This window comes from Isoptericola sp. NPDC060257 (genome assembly GCF_042726645.1).
Classification (GTDB): domain Bacteria; phylum Actinomycetota; class Actinomycetes; order Actinomycetales; family Cellulomonadaceae; genus Isoptericola; species Isoptericola nanjingensis.
This window is the reverse complement of record NZ_JBHXAW010000474.1, coordinates 1-1,694: the sequence shown is the minus strand read 5'-3', so window position 1 is coordinate 1,694 and position 1,694 is coordinate 1. Positions and strand designations below refer to the sequence as shown.

The window sequence follows — 1,694 nt, the reverse complement described above, 5'->3', positions numbered from 1 at the left end:
TGGCCGTCCTCGCCCTGCTACCCGTGATGATCTTCTTCATCCTCTTCCAGCGCTACATCGTCGACGGCGTCGCCACCCAAGGCCTCAAGGGCTGACGTCCGCCGCTGCTCCTGCACCACCCACCGAACCAGCCCGCGGCGGAACGACCGCCCGGGCCCGACCCCCGCAGAGCTGCGGGACGGAGGAACCATGAAGCTCGCACGACTCTCCGGCGCCGTCGCCGCCATCGCCGTCACGGTCGGCCTGACCGCCGCCTGCGGCAACGGCGGGGCCGACGCCGGCCCGGCCGCCAAGGTCTCCACGGACGACGACATCACGCTGTCGTTCGCCTGGTGGGGCAACGACGACCGCGCCGCGCGGTACGAGAAGGCGATCGACGCCTTCGAGGAGAAGTACCCGAACATCACCATCCAGACGCAGTTCCAGTCCTGGGACGACTACTGGACGGCGCGCTCCACCGAGGCCGCGGGCAGCGCCCTGCCCGACGTCGTCCAGATGGACGCGGGCTACGTACGTCAGTACGGCGCCACGGGCCAGCTCGCGGAGCTGGACGGCCAGGTGGGCGTCAACCTCGACGTCGACGGCGTCGACGACACCGCGCTCGCGTCGGGCCAGATCGAGGGCACGACGTACGCCGTCCCGGTCAGCCTCAACACCCAGTCGATCATCTACAACACGAAGCTCCTCAAGGAGCTCGGCATGGAGCCCCCGGCCGAGGGCTACACCTGGGACGACCTGGTCGCCTGGTTCGGCGACGTCGCCGAGGCCGGCGCGAAGCACGACCCGCAGGTGTACCCCATCGGCGACATGACGGGGAACAGCCCGTGGTTCCAGCAGTGGCTGGTGCAGCAGGGCAAGGCCCCGTTCACCGACGACGGCCAGATCGCCTTCACCCAGGAGGACGTGCAGGCCTGGGCCGACCTGTGGGCACCGCTGCGCGAGTCCAAGGCGTTCTTCCCCCCGCAGCGCGCGGCGCAGCTCGAGCCCAAGACCGGCCTGAACTCGAGCGAGGTCGTGGCCGAGGCCAACTGGGACACGCTGATGCCCAACTACGTGGCCGAGCTCGGCAGCGACGACCTCGACCTCATGCCCATCCCTACGGGTGACGACGGCAAGAAGATGTACTGGCACTCCGGCGTCATGCTCTCGGCGTCGGCCAGCTCCTCGCACCCGGACGCGGCGGCCGCGTTCATCGACTTCATGACCAACGACCCGCAGGTCGGCGAGATCTTCGGTACCTCCAAGGGGGTGCCGGCGACGGACGCCCAGAAGGACGCGATGAAGCTGGAGGACGGCTCTCCCGACTCCCGCCTCATCGGCTACGAGGACGCCAACGCCGACGACGTCACCGAGCCCGCGCCGGTGCCGGTCGAGGGCTACGGCGAGATCGAGGCCGAGATGGCCCGTCTCTCCGAGGAGATGCAGTACGGCAAGCTCACCGAGGACCAGTTCGTGGAGCAGTGGTTCGCGTACGTGCAGGACACCGTCAAGGCGCAGTGACGGCTCCCGCTGACGAGACCTGCTGACGAGACCTGCTGACGACGCCCCCCGGGCCGGCACGGAGCCGGCCCAGCGCACCTCCCGCGTTCTTCGACAGGGCGTCGCCGATCATGCCGCCGAGCCCGCCGGTGTTGCTGCTGCCGCCGAGCAGGCCGCCCAGCAGATCACCGAGACCGCCGCCGGAGGCCTGCGTC

General features: G+C 69.9%; 1 protein-coding gene and 2 pseudogenes. 2 read left to right on the top strand and 1 reads right to left on the bottom strand.

Features of this window, described 5'->3' with window-relative positions; translation table 11 throughout:
* Together ACFWEK_RS21430 and ACFWEK_RS21425 are read left to right on the top strand one after the other, a co-directional pair.
* Positions 1–95: pseudogene (locus tag ACFWEK_RS21430) on the top strand (carbohydrate ABC transporter permease); the annotation flags it as partial.
* A 94-nt stretch (positions 96–189) separates the two neighbouring features.
* Complete coding sequence (locus ACFWEK_RS21425; protein WP_430548510.1) at positions 190–1,500, top strand: ABC transporter substrate-binding protein; 1,311 nt, start codon at positions 190–192, stop codon at positions 1,498–1,500.
* Here ACFWEK_RS21425 and ACFWEK_RS21420 read toward each other — a convergent pair.
* Positions 1,487–1,694: pseudogene (locus tag ACFWEK_RS21420) on the bottom strand (hypothetical protein); the annotation flags it as partial. The gene ACFWEK_RS21425 and the pseudogene ACFWEK_RS21420 overlap by 14 nt on opposite strands.

What these genes read in the sequence shown, in the direction of transcription:
- ACFWEK_RS21425 (WP_430548510.1), top strand. Translation starts at nt 190, where the DNA reads ATGAAGCTCGCACGACTCTCCGGCGCCGTCGCCGCCATCGCCGTCACG.